Source organism: Pseudomonas sp. REST10, from assembly GCF_029542605.1.
Taxonomy (GTDB): domain Bacteria; phylum Pseudomonadota; class Gammaproteobacteria; order Pseudomonadales; family Pseudomonadaceae; genus Aquipseudomonas; species Aquipseudomonas khazarica.
Map to the genome: position 1 here is coordinate 3801056 of NZ_CP035677.1, position 19501 is coordinate 3820556.

General features: G+C 65.6%; 16 protein-coding genes. 8 read left to right on the forward strand and 8 right to left on the reverse strand.

From position 1 onward, the window contains the following. Window positions 1-121 precede the first annotated feature (121 nt). The 3 genes from EWH21_RS17895 (at window position 122) to EWH21_RS17905 (ending at window position 3310) form a co-directional block, all read left to right on the forward strand. A complete protein-coding gene (locus tag EWH21_RS17895; RefSeq protein ID WP_277698969.1) occupies window positions 122-2683 on the forward strand; it encodes a YdbH domain-containing protein in 2562 nt (853 codons plus the stop codon). A gap of 4 nt (window positions 2684-2687) precedes the next feature. Beyond that, on the forward strand, window positions 2688-2879 hold the full coding sequence (locus EWH21_RS17900) for a YnbE family lipoprotein (RefSeq protein ID WP_037049298.1): 192 nt from the start codon (window positions 2688-2690) through the stop codon (window positions 2877-2879). Between the two features lie 92 nt (window positions 2880-2971). Next, the gene (locus tag EWH21_RS17905; protein WP_277698970.1) at window positions 2972-3310 is read left to right on the forward strand and encodes a YdbL family protein; all 339 of its coding nucleotides are present in this window, start codon (window positions 2972-2974) and stop codon (window positions 3308-3310) included. Window positions 3311-3381: 71 nt separating this feature from the next. Here EWH21_RS17905 and grxD read toward each other — a convergent pair whose 3' ends face one another. The 3 genes from grxD to EWH21_RS17920 all read right to left on the reverse strand — a co-directional run bounded on the left by grxD (window position 3382) and on the right by EWH21_RS17920 (window position 6540). Then, a complete protein-coding gene (gene grxD, locus EWH21_RS17910) occupies window positions 3382-3708 on the reverse strand; it encodes a Grx4 family monothiol glutaredoxin (RefSeq protein WP_074682640.1) in 327 nt (108 codons plus the stop codon). Between the two features lie 151 nt (window positions 3709-3859). After that, window positions 3860-5965, reverse strand: coding sequence for a molybdopterin oxidoreductase family protein (locus tag EWH21_RS17915; protein ID WP_277698971.1), 2106 nt, complete (start codon window positions 5963-5965; stop codon window positions 3860-3862). 143 nt (window positions 5966-6108) lie between these two features. Further along, window positions 6109-6540, reverse strand: a complete 432-nt coding sequence (locus EWH21_RS17920; protein ID WP_047588458.1) for a hypothetical protein — start codon at window positions 6538-6540, stop codon at window positions 6109-6111. 336 nt (window positions 6541-6876) lie between these two features. Here EWH21_RS17920 and argF point away from each other — a divergent pair, with 336 nt between their 5' ends. Continuing rightward, window positions 6877-7797, forward strand: coding sequence for an ornithine carbamoyltransferase (gene argF / locus EWH21_RS17925; protein ID WP_277698972.1), 921 nt, complete (start codon window positions 6877-6879; stop codon window positions 7795-7797). After that, window positions 7794-8900 (forward strand): ABC transporter ATP-binding protein, encoded by a 1107-nt coding sequence (locus tag EWH21_RS17930; protein ID WP_277698973.1) that lies wholly within the window; start codon window positions 7794-7796, stop codon window positions 8898-8900. Before argF ends, EWH21_RS17930 begins: the two co-directional genes overlap by 4 nt. Before the next feature lies 1 nt (window position 8901). Here the strand turns inward: EWH21_RS17930 and EWH21_RS17935 are convergent, their stop codons facing one another. From EWH21_RS17935 to ybaK, 3 genes are all read right to left on the reverse strand, one after another. Beyond that, the gene (locus tag EWH21_RS17935; protein ID WP_152489377.1) at window positions 8902-9708 is read right to left on the reverse strand and encodes a PhzF family phenazine biosynthesis protein; all 807 of its coding nucleotides are present in this window, start codon (window positions 9706-9708) and stop codon (window positions 8902-8904) included. A 169-nt stretch (window positions 9709-9877) separates the two neighbouring features. Next, the gene (gene glpK, locus EWH21_RS17940; RefSeq protein ID WP_277698974.1) at window positions 9878-11365 is read right to left on the reverse strand and encodes a glycerol kinase GlpK; all 1488 of its coding nucleotides are present in this window, start codon (window positions 11363-11365) and stop codon (window positions 9878-9880) included. 65 nt (window positions 11366-11430) lie between these two features. Continuing rightward, entirely contained in the window at window positions 11431-11901 is a 471-nt protein-coding gene (ybaK, locus tag EWH21_RS17945; protein ID WP_037049318.1) for a Cys-tRNA(Pro) deacylase, read from the reverse strand. Between the two features lie 99 nt (window positions 11902-12000). On the opposite strand from ybaK, the gene EWH21_RS17950 reads away from it, so the two are divergent. The 3 genes from EWH21_RS17950 to bfr all read left to right on the forward strand — a co-directional run bounded on the left by EWH21_RS17950 (window position 12001) and on the right by bfr (window position 15193). Then, the gene (locus tag EWH21_RS17950; RefSeq protein WP_047588448.1) at window positions 12001-12759 is read left to right on the forward strand and encodes a DeoR family transcriptional regulator; all 759 of its coding nucleotides are present in this window, start codon (window positions 12001-12003) and stop codon (window positions 12757-12759) included. Between the two features lie 164 nt (window positions 12760-12923). Beyond that, window positions 12924-14453, forward strand: a complete 1530-nt coding sequence (gene glpD / locus EWH21_RS17955; protein WP_152489380.1) for a glycerol-3-phosphate dehydrogenase — start codon at window positions 12924-12926, stop codon at window positions 14451-14453. A 269-nt stretch (window positions 14454-14722) separates the two neighbouring features. Then, a complete protein-coding gene (gene bfr / locus EWH21_RS17960; RefSeq protein WP_037049325.1) occupies window positions 14723-15193 on the forward strand; it encodes a bacterioferritin in 471 nt (156 codons plus the stop codon). Between the two features lie 104 nt (window positions 15194-15297). On the opposite strand, the gene EWH21_RS17965 is transcribed toward bfr, so the two are convergent. Continuing rightward, entirely contained in the window at window positions 15298-18372 is a 3075-nt protein-coding gene (locus EWH21_RS17965; RefSeq protein ID WP_150606070.1) for an efflux RND transporter permease subunit, read from the reverse strand. A gap of 5 nt (window positions 18373-18377) precedes the next feature. Beyond that, window positions 18378-19481: an efflux RND transporter periplasmic adaptor subunit gene (locus EWH21_RS17970; protein ID WP_037049332.1), complete on the reverse strand. Its 1104-nt coding sequence runs from the start codon at window positions 19479-19481 to the stop codon at window positions 18378-18380. Window positions 19482-19501 lie beyond the last annotated feature (20 nt).

Genomic DNA, 19501 nt, shown 5'->3' on the forward strand with positions numbered 1-19501 from the left:
CAGCTTGTTTTCAACAAAAAATATGTGAAAAGCCATGAACACACCATAGCACGGAAAGCGGCTTGGCACCCAGGGGAGCATCGGTTAACGTCGGCGACAGTGCATCGAGCAAGGAGAACTCATGAGCCGCCGGCGTTTCTGGGCGAGCACCTGCGCAGCGATACTGGCGCTGCTGTCGCTACTGGCCTGCTACGCCGGCTACCGCGTGCAGCAACTGCTCGCGGAGCAGCATGTCGAGCTCGACTGGCAGCGCCTGAGCCTGTCCTGGCGCGGGGTACGCTTCAGCGACGTCAGCCTGACCCGGCGCCAGGACAGCGAACTCCAGCTGCAGGCCGATCAGGTGCAGCTCGACTGGCTGGCCAGCGAGGCGCCGCGCTACCGCCTGCTGGTGCAGGGGCTGCAGGCCGACTGGCAGGCGCCACAGGCACAGCAGGACAGCCCGGACACTAACGAGCCCGCCCGCACCCTGCGCGACCTGCTCGACGCCCTGCCCTGGCTGCCACGCCAGATCAGCGTGCGCGAGATGGCGGCGCAGCTGCCCTGCGCAAGCGGTCGCTGCACCCTGGACGGGCATCTCACCCTGCAACGGCTGGACGATGCGCTACAGGTGCAACTGCAACTGCTGCGGGCAGGCCACAGCGCCACGCTGCAGGCACAGTTGCAGGGGCTGGGCAGCGCGCCGGACAGCAGCCGCCAGCTGCAGATGAGCATGCGCCTGGACGATCAGCCGCAACTGGATCTGCGCAGTGACCTCAGGCCCCAGGCCGATGCCACCATGCGCTGGAGCGGCGACCTGGAGGTCGCGCCCCTGCCCGACCTGGCCTGGGTCAGCACCTGGCTGAGCGAGTGGCTGCCAGCCGCCAGCCCGCAGCTGCCCAGCACGCCACAGCAGGCCGGCGTCAGCGCGCAATGGCAACTGCAGTTGCCTAGCGAGGCCCGGCAGCTCGACGCACTGCTGACAGCCCCCGGCTGGCTGCGGATCGATGCGCGCCTGCCGCAGCCCTGGCCGCTCCCCGGCGTGGGCCCGATCAGCGGTACGCTGGCGCTCGACCTGCGCAATACCGGCGGCCGCTGGCAGGCGTATCAGGCGCACGGCGAGCTGCAGCTGGACAGCCGCGAAGCGGCCTGGCTGCAGAACGTCCCGGCCGGCCTGCGCCCCGAGCAGCTGCAGCTGGGGATAGCGCCCATGGACAGCGCCACGGACGATGAACTGGCCCTGCGTCTCACGCTCGCCGCCCAGGGGCCACTCGAACTGCAGGCCGACGCCACGCTCGGCCTGCGCCAGGCCGCAGAGAACTGGGCGCTCAACGTCGGCCAGCTGCAGCTCGATGCGCGCAGCAAGCGCCTGACGCTGGCCGGCAGCCGCCTCGATGACCTGCACCTGAACCTCAACCTGAGCGGCCATGCCACGGCGCAGCAATGGCAGTTCACCCTCGACAGGAACACAGGCCTGACTGTCCAGCGCCTGCGCGTGGATGAACTCGACCTGCAGCACGTCCAGGCCACGCTCGATGGCATCGAGCTGAGTGGCACGCCAGGCTCCACACGTCTGTCCGGGCCGCTGGCGCTACGCGCACGACGCCTGCAATACCCGCCACTGCAGGCGCAGGGTTGGCAGTGGCAAGGCCGCCTCGACGCCAGCGAGGCGAGCCAGGCGCTCGACGGTGCGCTGCTGGCGGACTCGGGCCTGAGCATGGCGCTGAACCTGCGCAACCAGGCCGATGGACTGAGCCTCGCGGCCAGACTCGATGAACTCTTCCTGCGCGCCGGCAATCCGCTGGCCCAGACCCTGGCCAACTGGCCGGGCCTGCTGACGCTCGACAACGGCCGTATCCAGGGCGACGCCACACTGCGCCTGGCCAAGGGCAAAGCGCCGGTGCTGCTGGCCAATCTGAACGGCCGCAACCTGGCCGGCATCTATGACCGCAGCACGTTCGGCGGCGTCGATGCACAGCCGCAGCTGCGCGTGAACGGCGACCGCCTGACGCTGGAGCTGGCCAACCTCAGCGCCGAACAGATCAACCCCGGCATCCCTCTCGGCCCGCTGCACCTGCAAGCCAGCTACCAGGCCAGCCTCCGCCAGCCGCTGGCCGGCACCCTGGAACATCGCCGCGCCGAACTGGGCATTCTTGGCGGCAGTCTGAGCCTGGCGCCGGCGAGCTGGGCGCTGGACAAGCCAAGTCAGCTGCTGCCGCTGCGCCTCGAAGGCCTGGACCTGCAGGCGCTGTTTCGCGTGTACCCGGCGGAGGGCCTGGAGGGCAACGGCCTGATCGACGGCAGCCTGCCGCTGCGCATTGGCCAGGGCATCAGCGTGGAGCAAGGCAGGATCGAGGCGCGCGCGCCGGGCGGGCAGCTACGCTTTCACTCGCCGCGCATCCGCGCCATGGGCCAGGCCAACCCGGGCATGAAACTGGTCACCGACGCGCTGGAAGACTTCCACTACGATCTGCTCGACGGTAGCGTCGACTACACGACCTCCGGCACACTGCAGCTGGGTCTGCGTCTGCACGGGCAGAACCCGGCCATCGAGCAGGGCCGGCCGATCAATTTCAACATCAACCTGCAGGAAGACGTTCCCAGCCTGCTGGCCAGCTTGCAACTGACCGACAAGGTCAACGACATCATCCAGCAACGAATTCAACGATGGATGCGCCAGCGTGTCCCTCAAGAGCCCAAGGAGTAGCGCCATGCCCCTATACCGCCTCCTCGCAGTCCTGAGCCTGGGGCTGTTGTGCCAGGCCTGCACGCCGACGGTGCAGCTGGCCATGCCCAACGAGCCGATCAACATCAACCTGAACGTCAAGGTCGAGCACGAAATCTATATCAAGGTGGACAAGGCACTGGACAACGTCTTCAACGAAGACAGCGGCCTGTTCTGAGGCTGTCCACACGTACCCGAGGCCCCTGGATAGCCGCCCGAACGGAAATGACGGAAACCCGATAGCGCAGCGTTTCCTCAAGGAGAAACATGATGATCCGATACCTTTCGACCCTGCTGCTGGCGTTGACCCTGAGCCTGCCGGCCTATGCCCTGACCCTGAACCAGGCGATGAGCGCCCTGAGTGACGCCAAGGCCAGCGGCCAGCTGGGCGAGCAACCCAACGGCTACCTGGGCGTGGTCCAACCCGGCGGCCAGGCCGACGAGATCGCCCGCCTGATCAACCAGGCGCGCCGCGCCGAATACCAGAAGGTAGCGCAGGACAACGGCATCAGCCTGAGCGACGTGGAAGCGATCGCCGGCAAGAAGGCCATCGACCGCACGCCCGCAGGCCAGTTCATCCAGCTTGGCGGGCAGTGGGTGAAGAAGTAGAGGCGCCTGCCGCACGCCGAAAAGCAAAGAACCCGCCGAGGCGGGTTCTTTTTTGTCTGCCGGAGCAGCGATCAGGCGTCGGCTTTGCCCACGGCATCCTTGATCAGGGTCTGCAGCTCGCCCTTCTCGTACATCTCGGTGAGGATGTCGCTGCCGCCGACCAGCTCGCCACCGACCCACAGCTGCGGGAAAGTCGGCCAGTTGGCGTACTTCGGCAGGTTCGCACGGATTTCCGGATTCTGCAGGATGTCGACGTAGGCGAACTTCTCGCCGCAGCCCATCACGACCTGGGCAGCACGGGCGGAGAAGCCACACTGCGGGGCGTTGGGCGAGCCTTTCATGTACAGCAGAACGGTGTTGTTGGCGATCTGCTCTTTGATGGTTTCGATGATATCCATGGGGCACCTCAGCATAGACTTCGCGACCCGACGGTCGCCACGGTGGCGCGATTGTAGCGAAAAGCCGAGCACAATGCTCGGCCTTGCCATCGCCGCCTGGCCAGCAGGCCATTCGGCGGCGTATTCGGTACGACCCCGCGTCGCATCCGCGCTACGCGGCCACCACCTCCACCGGCACGCCATTGAGCACGGCATTGCCTGACAGCGCATCGAGCTGGCGCTCGTCGGTCAGGTCGTTGGCACTGGCCCCGGGCTGGGCACGGGCAATGTCCATCTGCACACCGGGGCGGGCATGCCCCCAGCCATGCGGCAGGCTGACCACGCCGGCCATGACCTCGTCGCTGGCCGCCACCTCCACTTCGATGCTGCCGACGCGCGAGCGCACCTGCACCCGCTGACCGTCGGCCAGACCACGACTGGCCAGGTCCTGCGGGTTCATCAGCAACTGGTGACGCGGCTTGCCCTTCACCAGGCGGTGGTAGTTGTGCATCCAGGAATTGTTGCTGCGCACATGGCGCCGGCCAATCAACAGCAACTGGTCCGCCGGTTGCGCCTGCTCGGCAAAGCGCGTCAGGTCCGCCAGCAGTTGCGCGGGTGCGGCCTGCACTGTCTTGTTCGGGGTCTTCAGGCGCGCCGCCAGGTTCGGTTGCAGCGGCCCCAGGTCGACACCATGCGGCTGGTCACGCAACGCCGCCAGGCTGAGCTTGCGCTCGCTGCGATCACCGTAGGGGCCGAAGCGCAGGCCCATGTCGATCATCTGCTCCGGCGCCATGCTCGGCTTCAGCTCCAGGCCGTTGCGCGCCGCGAACGCCTTGGCCAGGCCAACGAAGATTTCCCAGTCGTGCAGCGCGCCTTCCGGCTTGGCCAGGATCGCCTCGTTGAAGCGCGTGACGTTGCGCACGGCGAAGACGTTGAAGGTGGTGTCGTAGTGGTCGTGCTCCAGCGGCGCCGTGGGCGGCAGGATGAGGTCGGCGTAACGGGTGGTCTCGTTGATGTAGAAATCCACCGCGAGCATGAAGTCCAGGCCGTCCAGCGCCTGCTCCAGCTGCCGGCCATTGGGCGTGGACAACACCGGGTTGCCGGCCACGGTCACCAGCGCACGCACCTGGCCTTCGCCCGGAGTGAGCATCTCCTCGGCCAGGGCCGAGACCGGCAGCTCGCCGCCGTACTCCGGCAGCCCGGACACCCGACTCTGCCAGCGGTCGAAATGGCCGCCCGAGGTGCTCGCCACCAGGTCCACCGCAGGCGTGGTGCAGAGTACGCCACCGCTGCGATCGAGATTGCCGGTAACCAGATTGATCAGCTGCACCAGCCACTGACACAGGGTGCCGAATGCCTGGGTGGACACGCCCATGCGGCCGTAGCACACCGCCGTGTCGGCTGCGGCGAAGTCCCGCGCCAGCTGGCGAATGGTCGGCGCCGGCACACCGCAGCGGGCGCTCATGCGCTCGGCATCGAAACCGGCAATGGCGGCACGCACCGGCTCCAGCCCCTCGACCGCCAGGTGGCTGGTGCGGGTCAGGCCCTCCTCGAACAGGGTGTTGAGCAGTGCCAGCAGCAGCGCCGCGTCACTGCCCGGACGCACGAACAGGTGCTGGTCGGCAATCGCCGCGGTTTCACTGCGCCGTGGGTCGACTACCACCAGCTTGCCGCCACGGGCCTGGATGGCCTTGAGGCGCTTCTCCACATCCGGCACGGTCATGATGCTGCCGTTGGACGCCAGCGGGTTGCCGCCGAGGATCAGCATGAAGTCGGTGTGATCGATATCGGGAATCGGGATCAGCAGACCATGGCCGTACATCAGGTGGCTGGTCAGGTGATGCGGCAACTGGTCCACCGAGGTGGCGGAGAAGCGGTTGCGGGTCTTCAGCAGACCGAGGAAGTAATTGCTGTGCGTCATCAACCCGTAGTTGTGCACGCTGGGATTGCCCTGGTACACGGCCACGGCATTCTGCCCGTGGGCAGCCTGGATCGCGCTCAGGCGTTCGGCCACCAGCTCGAACGCTTCGTCCCAGGCAATGGCCTGCCACTGCTCGCCGATACGGCGCATGGGCTGACGAATGCGGTCGGGGTCGTTCTGGATGTCCTGCAGCGCCACGGCCTTGGGGCAGATATGGCCACGGCTGAAGCTGTCCTGGGCGTCGCCCTTGATCGAGCGAATCTGCGTGCTGCCGTCAGGCTGGGTTTCGGTTTCGATGGCGAGACCACAGATGGCTTCGCACAGGTGGCATGCACGGTAATGGAGGGACTTGGTCATGGCCTGGCCTCTTGTTCTGATCCGAGACGACCGGTCAGGTCGCAGGAGGGAACTATGGGCCGGGAGGGAAGACGACGCCAGCAGCGTTCGTCTCATGAATCGGCAGGCATCAAGCCTGCCGATTCAGGCGCGTACCGATCCGATTAACGGATGGAGGTAACGGTGCCTTTCTTGCCGGTAACGCTGACGTTAACGGTCTTGAATACGAAGTAATCCTGAACGTTCACTTCGTAACGCGGGGCGACGATCACGTCAGCACCCGAGGCCTTGACTGCCTTGTAAGCAGCTGCGGACTTGGCGGAAGCGACCGGGTCCAGACCCAGTGCGAAACCACCTTCGCCACCACCGTAGGTCACGCCGTCGGCGAACTGAGTGTCACCACCCAGCTTCAGAACACCGAACAGGATGTTCACCGAAGATTGACCCGAGATGGACTCGCCGACCTTGACGTCTGCCTTCAGGTTAGTCTCGACACCACCACCCAGTGGCAGAGTCGGTTGGCTAACGTTCTGGCTGGCACAGCCAGTCAGCAGGGCGAGAGCGGAGAAGGCTGCGGCGTAGGCTACGTGTTTCATGCAAAACTCCTTTGCACAATTTTCCATGGGTACCCCAATTACGGGGGCAATGCATTGCCTTGGAAAGGCGGCGGCATCCTAGGTCCCCGATCTAGAGCGGCGCAAGCGCCGATGTCAGTTTTGTGACATCTCGCACGTAGCTTTGGGAAAAGGCTTACAAAACATGAATTTGTCAGTTATCCGGGCGCAATTTGCGCCTGCTCGTCATTTCCTTATAAGATCGCGCCTTCCCCCTGTTTCGTCGCACCCTGCGGCCTCCTGCCGCAAGCACTGCTGTTTTTGCCGGAATCAGTACCGGCAGCGGGCTTGCGAACTGTAGTGAAAAGGTAGTTAACGATGAGCGTCAGACACTTTATCTCGATGATGGATTACACACCGGACGAACTGGTGGGGCTGGTCCGCCGAGGCATCGAGCTGAAGGACCTGCGCAATCGCGGCGTACTCTTCGAGCCGCTGAAGAATCGCGTACTGGGCATGATCTTCGAGAAGGCCTCGACCCGTACCCGCCTCTCGTTCGAAGCCGGCATGATCCAGCTCGGCGGCCAGGCCATCTTCCTCTCCCCGCGCGACACCCAGCTGGGCCGTGGCGAGCCGATCGGCGATGCCGCCATCGTCATGTCGAGCATGCTCGACGCGGTGATGATCCGCACCTTCGCCCACAGCAACCTGATCGAATTCGCCGCCAAGTCGAAGGTGCCGGTGATCAACGGCCTGTCCGATGACCTGCACCCCTGCCAGCTGCTCGCCGACATGCAGACCTACCTCGAGCATCGCGGCAGCATCGCCGGCAAGACGGTGGCCTGGATCGGCGACGGCAACAACATGTGCAACTCCTATATCGAGGCGGCGATCCAGTTCGACTTCCAGTTGCGGGTCGCCTGCCCGCAGGGCTACGAACCGGACGCCCGCTTCCTCGCCCTGGCCGGCGACCGTGTGCAGGTCGTGCGTGACCCGCGCGAAGCCGTGGCCGGCGCTCACCTGGTCAGCACCGACGTGTGGGCCTCGATGGGCCAGGAAGACGAGGCCGAGCAGCGCATGGCGCTGTTCCGCCCCTTCCAGGTCACCCCTGCCCTGCTCGACGACGCGGCCGACAACGTGCTGTTCATGCACTGCCTGCCGGCGCACCGCGGCGAGGAAATCAGCATCGACATGCTCGACGACAAGCGTTCGGTCGCCTGGGACCAGGCCGAGAACCGCCTGCATGCGCAGAAGGCGCTGCTGGAAATGCTGGTCGAACCGGCCTATCACCACGCATGAGCCAGCCTCTGCTGCAGCTGCGCGGGCTGAACTGCGGCTACCACGCCCACAAGGTGGTGCAGGACCTCGACCTGCACCTCAATGCCGGTGACATCGGCTGCCTGCTCGGCCCCTCCGGCTGCGGCAAGACCACCACCCTGCGCGCCATCGCCGGATTCGAACCGGTGCTCGAAGGTGAGATCGAGCTGGCCGGCACCGTGATCTCGCGCGCCGGCTTTACCCTGGCACCGGAAAAACGCCGCATCGGCATGGTGTTCCAGGACTACGCCTTGTTCCCGCACCTGAGCGTCGCGGAGAACATCGCCTTCGGCATCCGCAAGCAACCCGACGCCGAGCGCGTGACGCACGAGCTGCTGGAACTGGTCAAGCTCGGCCACCTGGCCAGGCGCTACCCGCACGAGCTGTCCGGTGGCCAGCAGCAACGCGTCGCCCTGGCCCGCGCCCTGGCGCCGGAGCCGCAGCTGCTGCTGCTCGACGAACCCTTCTCCAACCTCGACGGTGAACTGCGCCGGCGCCTCAGCCATGAGGTCCGCGAGATTCTCAAGGCCCGTGGTACCAGCGCGATTCTGGTGACCCACGACCAGGAGGAAGCCTTCGCCGTCAGCGACCACGTCGGCGTGTTCAAGGATGGCCGCCTGGAACAGTGGGATACGCCCTTCAACCTCTACCACGAGCCGCTGACCCCCTTCGTGGCCAGCTTCATCGGCCAGGGTTACTTCATCCGTGGCCAGTTGCTCAGCCCCGAGGCGGTGCAGACCGAACTGGGCCTGATCCGTGGCAACCGTGCCTATACCTGGGCCAACGGCAGCGCGGTGGATGTGCTGCTGCGCCCCGACGACATCGTGCCGGACGAGGGCAGCGAGCTGAAGGCGCGCATCGTCGGCAAGACCTTCCTCGGCGCCGCCACCCTGTATCGCCTGCAACTGCCGACCGGCAGCCAGCTGGAGTCGATATTCCCCAGCCACGCCGATCACCAGCAGGGCGACGAGGTGGGTATCCGCATCGCCGCCGACCACCTGGTGGCCTTCCCCGCTCTGGGCAGTGTCGCGGCGCAGTTGCAGCTGAGCGACTCACCGGGCGTGCGCCGGGTCAGCAGCGACTGAGTCAGAGCAGCAGCTGACCGCTGGCGATGTGCCGGGCGTGGCCGGCGATCTTCACCCGCTCGCCGTCCAGGCGACAGAGCAGCTCTCCGCCCCGCGCCGAACACTGGAAGGCGTTCAGCGTCGTGCGCCCCAGGCGTTCGACCCAGTAGGGCATGAGGATGCAGTGCGTCGAACCGGTCACCGGGTCCTCGTCGATGCCGATGCTCGGTGCGAAGTAGCGCGAGACGAAATCATGCTGCTGCCCACCGGCGGTGACCAGCACGCCAAGCCCCGGCAGCGTGGCCAGGGCCCGCAGATCCGGCTGCAACGCACGCACATCGGCCTCCGAGGCCAGCACCACCATCAGCTCCTGCACACTGCCGTCGGCGTTGAACAAGGCCAGCACCTGCTCCACCTCGAGCCCCAGGGCCCGCGCAGCCTCGTCGCGCAGCACCGGCATGACGGACTCGGCACGACGCACCGGGAAATCCAGCTCCAGGCGCCCGCCCCGCCTCGCCACCTGCAGGTCGCCGGACAGGCAGGTGAAGTGCAGCACCTCGGCGGGTTCCTGGTAGATATCGAACAGCACCTTGGCGGCGGCCAGCGTGGCGTGGCCACAGAGCGGCACCTCGCTGGCAGGCGTGAACCAGCGGATGTGCCAGGCACTCCCCTGCCTCACCATGAAGGCGGTTTCCGCCAGGTTGTGCTCGGCGGCGATGCGCTGCATCAGGCCGTCGTCGAGCCAGGCATCGAGGCGATAGACCATGGCCGGATTGCCGGCGAAGGGTTGGTCGGTAAAGGCGTCGACCTGATGAAACGCGAGGGGCATGAGGATCTTCCTGACCGTACGGGAGCGGCCAGCATGCCTGCATGCCACGCCGCGCAACAGGTACAGTTGGCGTTTTCCAGATGCTCATTGCCTGCCGGCAGGAGCGGCTTCAGCCGCGAAGCCTGAGTGAGTTGCGGCTGAAGCCGCCCCTACCAATCTGGCTCGACGTTCAGCCCTCGCTGCGCACCCGCTTCACCGCATCCAGCCAGCCGGCATAGAGTCGTGCGCGCTGCTCCTCGCTCATGCGCGGCTCGAAGCGCTGCTGACGGTGCCAGTGACTGGCGATGGCCTGCAGGTCGCTGTAGATACCCAGTTTCAGGCCGGCCAGATAGGCCACCCCCAGCGCCGTGGTCTCGGTCACTTCGGGACGCTCGACGCTGACCCCGAGGATGTCGGCAAGGAACTGCATGACCCAGTTGTTCTCCACCATGCCCCCGTCGACACGCAGCGCACTGGGCGCCGCAGCACCGTCCTGGCGCATGGCTTCGAGCAGGTCGCAGGTCTGGTAACACACCGACTGCAGGCCGGCGGTGACGATCTCCTTGATCCCGGTATCGCGGGTCAGGCCGAAGATGGCGCCACGCGCCTTCGGGTCCCAGTAAGGCGCGCCCAGGCCGGTGAACGCCGGCACCAGATAGACACCGCAGGCATCGCCGGTGGCCTCGGCGAGGGCCTCGCTGTCGCGCGCATGGCTGATCAGCTTGATGCCATCGCGCAGCCACTGCACGGCGGCCCCCGCAACGAAGATGCTGCCCTCCACCGCGTATGTCACCTTGCCATCGAGGCGGTAGCCCACCGTGGTGAGCAGGCGATTCTTCGAGCTGACCGGCTGCTCGCCGGTGTTCTGGATCATGAAGCAGCCGGTGCCATAGGTGCTCTTGACCATACCGGGTTCGAAGCAGGCCTGGCCGATCAACGCCGCCTGCTGGTCGCCGGCCATGCCCAGCACCGGAATGCTGGCACCGAGCAGCTGGCTGTCGGTGTGGCCAAAGTCGGCGGCGCAGTCGAGCACTTCCGGCAGCAGGCTGGCGGGGATATCGAACAGCGCGAGCAGTTCCTCGTCCCAGCACTGCTGGTGAATGTTGAACATCAGCGTGCGCGAGGCGTTGCTGGCGTCGGTACGGTGCACCTTGCCGCCAGTCAGGTGCCACAGCAGGTAGCTGTCGACGGTGCCGAAGCGCAGTTCGCCGCGCTGCGCGCGCTCACGGGCGCCGGGCACGTTGTGCAGAATCCAGCGCAACTTGGTGGCCGAGAAATACGGATCGATCAACAGGCCGGTCTTGGCCGCGACCATCGCCTCATGCCCCTCGCCCTTCAGCCCCGCACAGTAGTCGGCGGTGCGCCGGTCCTGCCAGACGATGGCCGGATGGATCGGCTTGCCGGTCTCGGCCTCCCACACCAGCGTGGTCTCGCGCTGGTTGGTGATGCCGATGGCGGCGATCTCCGCACTGTCCAGACCACTTTCCGCGATGGCCTTGCGGCAGACGTCGAGGGTGGACGACCAGATTTCCTCGCCGTCATGCTCGACCCAGCCGTCCTGCGGAAAGTACTGCCTGAACTCCTGCTGGGCACGCGCAACCGGCAACCCCTCGGCACTGAAGATGATGGCGCGAGAGCTGGTGGTACCCTGGTCGATGGCTAGCAGGTACTGGGGCATGCAAGATTCCTTGTTGTTATCGTGAATGGTGTCGCTGTTGACCACAGCGGGGGCGTCCGGCGCGCTCAAGCCTTGCCGATGGCCGCGAACTGCCCTTGCGTGTGCTGTGCCAGGGTATCAGCCGATAGCTCCAGCTCCAGCCCGCGCCGACCGGCGCTGACGTGAACAGTGGCGTGCTGCCGGGCCGACTCGTCGATGAAGGTACGCAGGCGCTTCTTCTGTCCCAGCGGGCTGATCCCGCCCACCAGGTAGCCCGTGGCGCGCTGCGCGGCAGCCGGGTCGGCCATGTCGGCCTTCTTCGCGCCCGCCGCAGCGGCCAGTGCCTTGAGATCCAGGCTGCCAGCCACTGGCACCACGGCGACCAGCAACTCACCCTTTTCGGTGGCAGCGAGCAGCGTCTTGAACACCCGCGCCGGGGCCAGGCCAAGCTTCTCTGCCGCCTCCAGGCCGTAGGACGGCGCTTTGGGATCATGCTGATAGCTGTGCACCTGGTGCTCGGCCTTGGCTTTTTTCAACAGGTCGATTGCTGGAGTCATGTTCGAATGTGAAAACGCAATGTGAAGATGCCCTACATTAACAGGCCCAAAACCCCCATAGCTACAGCCTATAATGAGTGACCCTCAAAGGAAGCGCTCATGAATCTCGCTCCCCGCCAGCACGACATCCTCAACCTCGCCCGCGAACGCGGCTACGTCAGCATCGACGAACTGGCCCAGGCGTTCGCCGTCACCCCGCAGACCATTCGCCGCGATATCAACCAACTGGCCGAGCATGGCCTGCTGCGTCGCACGCATGGCGGCGCGGCCTGCGAGTCCTCGAGCATCCAGAACACCGCCTACGGCATGCGCGCCGGGCAGATGCGCGACGAGAAGCAACGCATCGCCGAGGCCGTGGCCGCACAGATCCCGGACCACGCCTCGCTGTTCATCAACATCGGTACCACCACCGAAGCCATCGCCCGTGAACTGCAGAACCACAAGGGCCTGAAAGTCATCACCAACAACCTGCATGTCGCCACCCTGCTCAGTGCCAAGGCCGACTTCGAGGTGCTGGTGACCGGCGGCACGGTACGCAGCGACGGCGGCATCGTCGGCCAGGCGGCGGTGGATTTCATCCAGCAGTTCAAGGTCGACTACGCCATCGTCGGCATCAGCGGCATTGACGACGACGGCAGCCTGCTCGACTTCGACTACCAGGAAGTCCGCGTCTCCCAGGCCATCATCGACAACGCGCGACAGGTCCTGCTCGCCGTCGACTCCAGCAAGTTCGGGCGCAACGCCGTGGTGCGCCTGGGCTCGATCGCCCTGGTCGACCGCGTCTTCACCGATAGCGCGCCCTCGGCCGCCATCACCCGCCTGCTGCACAGCCACAAGGTCCAGCTCGACCTGGTCTGATGGCCACGCCCCGGCGTTGAGCTGCCCGCCCGGCCACTTGGTGGATCCTGCATGACCACTCGGCGCGTGATCGCGCGCCGGGGTAGCGGAACTGCACATCTTCGTCTAGCATATTTTCGAAAGTGAACATTCACACATTCGAATCCAATAGCCGAGCGTGCCAGATGCCCCACGACCAGTTCGCCAGCCCCGTAGCGGAAGTCTATGACCTCGCCATCGTTGGCGGTGGTATCAATGGTGTAGGCATCGCCGCCGATGCCGCCGGTCGAGGCCTGTCCGTGTTCCTTTGCGAAAAGGACGACCTGGCCAGCCACACCTCCTCGGCCAGCAGCAAGCTCATCCACGGCGGCCTGCGCTACCTGGAGCACTACGAATTTCGCCTGGTGCGCGAAGCCCTGGCCGAGCGCGAAGTGCTGCTGGCCAAGGCCCCGCACATCGTCAAGCCGATGCGCTTCGTTCTGCCGCATCGCCCGCACCTGCGCCCGGCCTGGATGATCCGCGCCGGCCTGTTCCTCTATGACCACCTGGGCAAGCGCGAGCGCCTGCCGGCGTCGCGTGGCCTGCGCTTCGGCGCCGGTAGCCCGCTCAAACAGGAAATCACCCGCGGTTTCGAATACTCCGACTGCTGGGTGGACGATGCCCGCCTGGTGGTGCTCAATGCCATGGCTGCACGGGAGAACGGCGCGCACGTTCATCCGCGCACCCGCTGCGTCAGCGCCCGGCGCAGCAAGGGGCTGTGGCACATCCACCTGGAACGGGCCGATGGCAGCCTGTTCTCGATTCGCGCCCGTGGCCTGGTTAACGCCGCCGGCCCCTGGGTCGCGCGCTTCATCCGCGAGGACCTCAAGCAGCAGTCGCCCTATGGCATCCGTCTGATCCAGGGCAGCCATATCGTCGTGCCAAGGCTCTATGACGGCGAGCAGGCCTACATCCTGCAGAACGAAGACCGCCGCATCGTCTTCGCCATCCCCTACCTGGAGCGTTTCACCCTGATCGGCACCACCGACCGCGAATACCAGGGCGACCCCGCCCAGGTCGCGATCAGCGCCGAGGAAACCGATTACCTGCTCAAGGTGGTCAACGATCACTTCAAGCAGCCGCTGAGCCGCAGCGACGTGCTGCACAGCTTCGCGGGCGTGCGCCCGCTGTGCGATGACGAATCCGACGAGCCGTCGGCGATCACCCGCGACTACACCCTGTCGTTGTCCGGCGCGCCAGGCGAGGCGCCGCTGCTCTCGGTGTTCGGCGGCAAGCTGACCACCTATCGCAAGCTGGCGGAATCCGCCATGCAGCAACTGGCCCCCTTCTTCGCCAACCTCGGCAGCGCCTGGACCGCGAACGCGCCACTGCCGGGCGGTGAAGACATGGACAACCTCGAGGCCCTGGTCGACGCGCTGTGCGCCCGCTATGGCTGGCTCCCCACCAGCCTGGCACGACGCTGGGCCTGCAGCTACGGCAGCCGCACCTGGCGCCTGCTCGACGGCGTGCACAATCTGACCGATCTCGGTGACCACCTCGGCGCCGGGCTCTACACCCGCGAAGTGGATTACCTGCGCCGCGAAGAGTGGGCACGCAGCAGTGCCGACATTCTCTGGCGCCGCAGCAAGCTCGGCCTGTTCATGACCCCGGCGCAACAGACCCGCCTGCAGGAGTACCTGCACAGCCACGACCCGCATTCGGCCAACGCCGCCTGAGATTCTGCGTGCCTCATGCCCCGCTCTGCGGGGCTTTTTATTGGGCGAGAAAAAATATCTTGCGCTCGTTACCCGGTGTACGAACAACGCGACAACTTGGCGCAACTTTTTTATTGCGTTAATTCAATAACTTGGCGCCATGATGCGGAATGAAAACATTCGTATTCAGTTTTATTTTTACTTATGTTTCAAGAACTTAGGTTTGACAGACATGGAAACGCGGCAGAAAATTCGAGGCTGTCACGGTCATTGAAACAGCAGGAGCGAACATGAAAGGCGACAAGAAGGTCATTCAACACCTGAACAAGATTCTCGGTAACGAACTGGTCGCCATCAACCAGTACTTCCTGCATGCCCGCATGTATGAGGACTGGGGCTTGAAGAAGCTCGGCGAGCACGAGTATCACGAGTCCATCGACGAGATGAAGCACGCCGACAAGCTGATCAAGCGCATCCTGTTCCTCGAGGGCATTCCCAACCTGCAGGACCTGGGCAAGATCCTGATCGGTGAAAACACCAAGGAAATGCTCGAATGCGACCTGAAGATCGAGCACAAGGCGCACGGTGACCTCAAGGCCGCCATCGCCTACTGCGAGAGCATCGGCGACTACGCCAGCCGTGAACTGCTGGAAGAGATTCTCTGCTCCGAGGAAGATCACATCGACTGGCTGGAAACCCAGCTCAGCCTGATCGACGCCGTCGGCCTGCAGAACTACCTGCAATCGCAGATGGACGAATAAGCCTCATCGGCAAGACAGAAACGGGAGCCAAGGCTCCCGTTTTTTGTGGCCGCTCGCCCGTGCTGGAGCGACCTCGCAGGGGGCGCGGCAGCGCCGCCCGAAGATCAGCGCGCTTCGCTTTCCTTGACCCGGAACCAGGCCGCGTAAAGTGCCGGCAGGAACAGCAGGGTCAGCGCGGTGGCCACCACCAGACCGCCCATGATGGCCACGGCCATCGGCCCGAAGAACACGCTGCGCGACAGCGGAATCATCGCCAGCACCGCCGCCAGGGCCGTCAGCACGATGGGGCGGAAGCGCCTCACCGTCGCCTCGATGATGGCGTGCCAGCGGTCCAGGCCATGCTCGACGTCCTGCTCGATCTGATCCACCAGAATCACCGAGTTGCGCATGATCATCCCGGCCAGGGCAATGGTGCCGAGCATGGCGACGAAGCCGAACGGCTGCTGGAAGATCAGCAGGAACAGGGTCACCCCGATCAGCCCCAGCGGCGCGGTGAGGAACACCATCGCCGAACGCGAGAAGCTCTTCAGCTGCAGCATCAGCAGGGTCAGCACCACCACGATGAACAGCGGCACGCCGGCGTTCACCGACTTCTGCCCACGCTGCGAATCCTCCACCGTTCCGCCGACCTCCAGCAGGTAGCCGTCGGGCAGCTCGGCGCGGATCGGCTCCAGGGTCGGCAGAATCTGCTGGGTCAGGGTCGCCGGTTGCTGCTTGCCATAGATGTCGGCGCGCACGGTGACGTTGGGCAGGCGGTTGCGGTGCCAGATGATGCCTTCCTCGAAGCCGTACTCCAGGGTGGCGACCTGCGACAGGGCCACGCTGCGGCCGCTGTCGGTGGGAACCGCCAGGCTCGGCAGCAGGCTCAGGGCCTTGCGCTCCTGCGGCGTGCCACGCTGGAGAATCTCGATCAGCTCATTGTCCTCGCGGTACTGGCTGACGCTGGTACCCGACAGCGAGCCCTGCAGGAAACGCGACAGCTCGGCGGTGTTGACCCCCAGCGCCCGAGCGCGGTCCTGGTCGATGTTGAGGATCACCACCTTGCTCGGCTCTTCCCAGTCCAGGTGCACGTTGACCACATGCGGGTTCTCGCGCACCTTGTCCGCGACCTGGCGGGCCAGGGCGCGTACCTCGTCGATGTGCTCGCCACTGACGCGGAACTGGATCGGATAGCCGACCGGCGGGCCGTTCTCCAGGCGGCTGACCCGGCTGCGCAGGGTCGGGAACTCGTCGTTCATCACCTGGATCAGCCAGGTGCGCAGGCGTTCGCGCTCCTCGATGCTCGATGCCAGCACCACGAATTGGGCGAAGCTTGCGGCCGGCAACTGCTGGTCCAGCGGCAGGTAGAAGCGCGGGGAACCGGTGCCGACATAGGCGACGTAGTTGTCGATGCCGGTCTGTTCCTTGAGCAGTTTCTCCAGGCGGTGCACCTCGGCCTCGGTGGCGCTGAGGGACGCCCCCTCCTCCAGCTTGATGTCGACCATCAGCTCCAGGCGACCGGACGCCGGGAAGAACTGCTGCGGCACGAAGCGGAATATCACCACCGAGCCGACGAACAGGGCGATGGTCAGCATGATCACCGTGATGCGGTGACGCACGCACCACTGCACCGTGGCCCGTACGCGGCGATAGAACGGCGTCGCGTAGGGATCGTGGCCGGCAGCGCTGCCGCCATGCTTCGCCGCATGCAGCTTGGCCAGGTCGGGCAGCAGCTTGTCGCCCAGGTAGGGCACGAACATCACGGCGGCGATCCACGAGGCGATCAGCGAGATGGCCACCACCTGGAAGATCGAGCGGGTGTACTCGCCGGTGCCGGACTGGGCAGTGGCGATGGGCAGGAAGCCGGCAGCGGTGATCAGGGTGCCGGTCAGCATCGGGAACGCCGTGCTGGTCCAGGCGAAACTGGCCGCCTTGAGCCGGTCGAAGCCCTGCTCCATCTTGATCGCCATCATCTCCACGGCGATGATCGCGTCGTCCACCAGCAGGCCGAGGCCCAGCACCAGCGCCCCCAGGGAAATCTTGTGCAGGCCGATGCCCAGGTAGTACATGGCGGCGAAGGTCATCGCCAGCACCAGCGGAATCACCAGCGCCACCACCAGACCGGTGCGCAGGCCCAGCGAGAAGAAGCTGACCGCCAGCACGATCACCAGCGCTTCCACCAGCACCTTGACGAACTCGCCCACGCCGGTCTTCACCGCCGCCGGCTGGTCCGACACCTTGCTCAGCTCCATGCCCAGCGGCAGGGTCTGCTGCAGGCGGGCGAACTCGGTTTCCAGCGCCTTGCCGAGGACCAGGATGTCGCCGCCGTCCTTCATCGACACGGCGATGCCGATGGCGTCCTCGCCCATGAAACGCATGCGCGGTGCGGGTGGGTCGTTGAAACCGCGCTTGACCTCGGCCACATCGGAGATGCGGAAGGTGCGGTCAGCGACGCGAATGGGGAAGTCGCGGATCTCCTGCACCGACTCGAAGCGCCCGGTCACGCGCAGCTGGATGCGCTCGCTGGCGGTTTCGAAGAAACCGGCGGCCGTCACCGCGTTCTGCGCCTCGAGGGCCTGCTGCACGGCGGACAGCGGCAGGCCCAGCGTCGCCAGCTTGGTGTTGGACAGCTCGATCCAGATCTTCTCGTCCTGCAGGCCGACCAGCTCGACCTTGCCGACATCCTTGACCCGCTGCAGTTGCAGCTGGATGCGGTCGGCATAGTCCTTGAGCACGGCGTAGTCGAACCCGCTGCCGGTCAGGGCATAGATATTGCCGAAGGTGGTGCCGAACTCATCGTTGAAGAACGGCCCCTGGATGCCTGGCGGCAGCGTGTGGCGGATATCGCTGACCTTCTTGCGCACCTGGTACCAGAGGTCCGGAATCTCCGCGCTATGCATGGAGTCACGCGCCATGAAGGTGACCTGGGACTCCCCCGGACGGGAGAAGCTGGTAATGCGCTCGTACTCGCCGGTCTCCATCAGCTTCTTTTCGATGCGTTCGGTGACCTGACGGGAAACCTCTTCAGCCGTGGCACCCGGCCAGATGGTGCGGATCACCATGGCCTTGAAGGTGAACGGCGGGTCCTCGCTCTGCCCCAGCTTGGTGTAGGAAATCGCCCCGACGATGGCGAACAACAACATGATGTAGAGGACGATCTGACGATGACGCAGCGCCCAGGCCGACAGGTTGAAGCTCATGCGGCTTACTCCTTGGCGGCCAGTTCGACGTTGCGATTGTCACGGTCCACCGGGCGCACCCTGAGCCCCTCGCGCAGAACCTGAACGCCGGCGGCCACGATCCAATCGGAAGCGTTCAGCCCCTCCAGCACCGGCACACGCTCGTCGCCATAGGCGCCGATCCGCACCGGGCGACGCTGCAGCTTGTGCTCCTTGGGATCGACGACCCAGACGAAGGGCTGGTCCTGCTCGGCACTGAGCGCCGACAGCGGCACCGACAGCGGCACTACGCCGTTGCTGGCGATGAACACCCGCGCACTCTGGCCCAGCTCGGCCGGCACCTTGCCCTCGACGAAGGCGACGCGCGCGGCGAAGGTCCGCGACTGCGGATCGGCGGCCGGCGCCATCTCACGGATACGTCCCGGGAAACGCTGATCGGGCTGCGACCACAGCTCCACTTCCACCGCCTGGCCGATCGCGAAACGGCCGAAGCTCTGTTCCGGCAGGCTGATCGACACCTCGCGTTCACCGTCGGCAGCCAGGGTGAAGACCGTCTGGCCGGCTGCGACCACCTGCCCGACCTCGACCGAGCGACGCGCGATCACGCCGTCCTGCGAGGCGCGCAGCACGGCGTAATCGGTCTGGTTGCGGGCCACGTCGTATTCGGCCTTGACCTGATTCAGCCGCGCGGCACCGGCGCGGTACTGGTTCTCGACGTTGTCGAACTGCGAACGGCTGACCAGGTTGCGCTCGAGCAACGCCTTGTAGCGCTCGCGCTCGGCACGCACGGTCTGCAGGTTGGCCTCGGCCGCCGCCACCTGGGCGCGCGTGGCCTCCAGCTGCAGGCGGACGTCCTGCGGGTCGAGCTCGGCCAGGGGCTGGTCCTTCTTCACCCGGTCGCCGACGTCGACCATGCGCTTGGCCACCTTGCCGGCGATGCGGAAGGCCAGCTCCGGCTCGTAGCGCGCCCGCACCTCGCCCGGGTAGCTGTCGACCAGGGCAGTCGCTGGCTGCGGCTGAACGACCATGGCAGGACGAATGGGCTGTTCGACCTGCTGACCATTGCCACAGGCAGACAACAGCAAGACAAGACCCAGAGACGAAACGAGAGGAACGACGTGGCGGGACATGTGCAAGACCTTTCGGAGAA

Excerpts from the sequence above, each read along its gene's own strand:
- EWH21_RS17895 (WP_277698969.1), top strand. The coding sequence starts at position 122 with ATGAGCCGCCGGCGTTTCTGGGCGAGCACCTGCGCAGCGATACTGGCG.
- EWH21_RS17900 (WP_037049298.1), top strand. The coding sequence starts at position 2,688 with ATGCCCCTATACCGCCTCCTCGCAGTCCTGAGCCTGGGGCTGTTGTGC.
- EWH21_RS17905 (WP_277698970.1), top strand. The coding sequence starts at position 2,972 with ATGATCCGATACCTTTCGACCCTGCTGCTGGCGTTGACCCTGAGCCTG.
- grxD (WP_074682640.1), bottom strand. The coding sequence starts at position 3,708 with ATGGATATCATCGAAACCATCAAAGAGCAGATCGCCAACAACACCGTT.
- EWH21_RS17915 (WP_277698971.1), bottom strand. The coding sequence starts at position 5,965 with ATGACCAAGTCCCTCCATTACCGTGCATGCCACCTGTGCGAAGCCATC.
- EWH21_RS17920 (WP_047588458.1), bottom strand. The coding sequence starts at position 6,540 with ATGAAACACGTAGCCTACGCCGCAGCCTTCTCCGCTCTCGCCCTGCTG.
- argF (WP_277698972.1), top strand. The coding sequence starts at position 6,877 with ATGAGCGTCAGACACTTTATCTCGATGATGGATTACACACCGGACGAA.
- EWH21_RS17930 (WP_277698973.1), top strand. The coding sequence starts at position 7,794 with ATGAGCCAGCCTCTGCTGCAGCTGCGCGGGCTGAACTGCGGCTACCAC.
- EWH21_RS17935 (WP_152489377.1), bottom strand. The coding sequence starts at position 9,708 with ATGCCCCTCGCGTTTCATCAGGTCGACGCCTTTACCGACCAACCCTTC.
- glpK (WP_277698974.1), bottom strand. The coding sequence starts at position 11,365 with ATGCCCCAGTACCTGCTAGCCATCGACCAGGGTACCACCAGCTCTCGC.
- ybaK (WP_037049318.1), bottom strand. The coding sequence starts at position 11,901 with ATGACTCCAGCAATCGACCTGTTGAAAAAAGCCAAGGCCGAGCACCAG.
- EWH21_RS17950 (WP_047588448.1), top strand. The coding sequence starts at position 12,001 with ATGAATCTCGCTCCCCGCCAGCACGACATCCTCAACCTCGCCCGCGAA.
- glpD (WP_152489380.1), top strand. The coding sequence starts at position 12,924 with ATGCCCCACGACCAGTTCGCCAGCCCCGTAGCGGAAGTCTATGACCTC.
- bfr (WP_037049325.1), top strand. The coding sequence starts at position 14,723 with ATGAAAGGCGACAAGAAGGTCATTCAACACCTGAACAAGATTCTCGGT.
- EWH21_RS17965 (WP_150606070.1), bottom strand. The coding sequence starts at position 18,372 with ATGAGCTTCAACCTGTCGGCCTGGGCGCTGCGTCATCGTCAGATCGTC.
- EWH21_RS17970 (WP_037049332.1), bottom strand. The coding sequence starts at position 19,481 with ATGTCCCGCCACGTCGTTCCTCTCGTTTCGTCTCTGGGTCTTGTCTTG.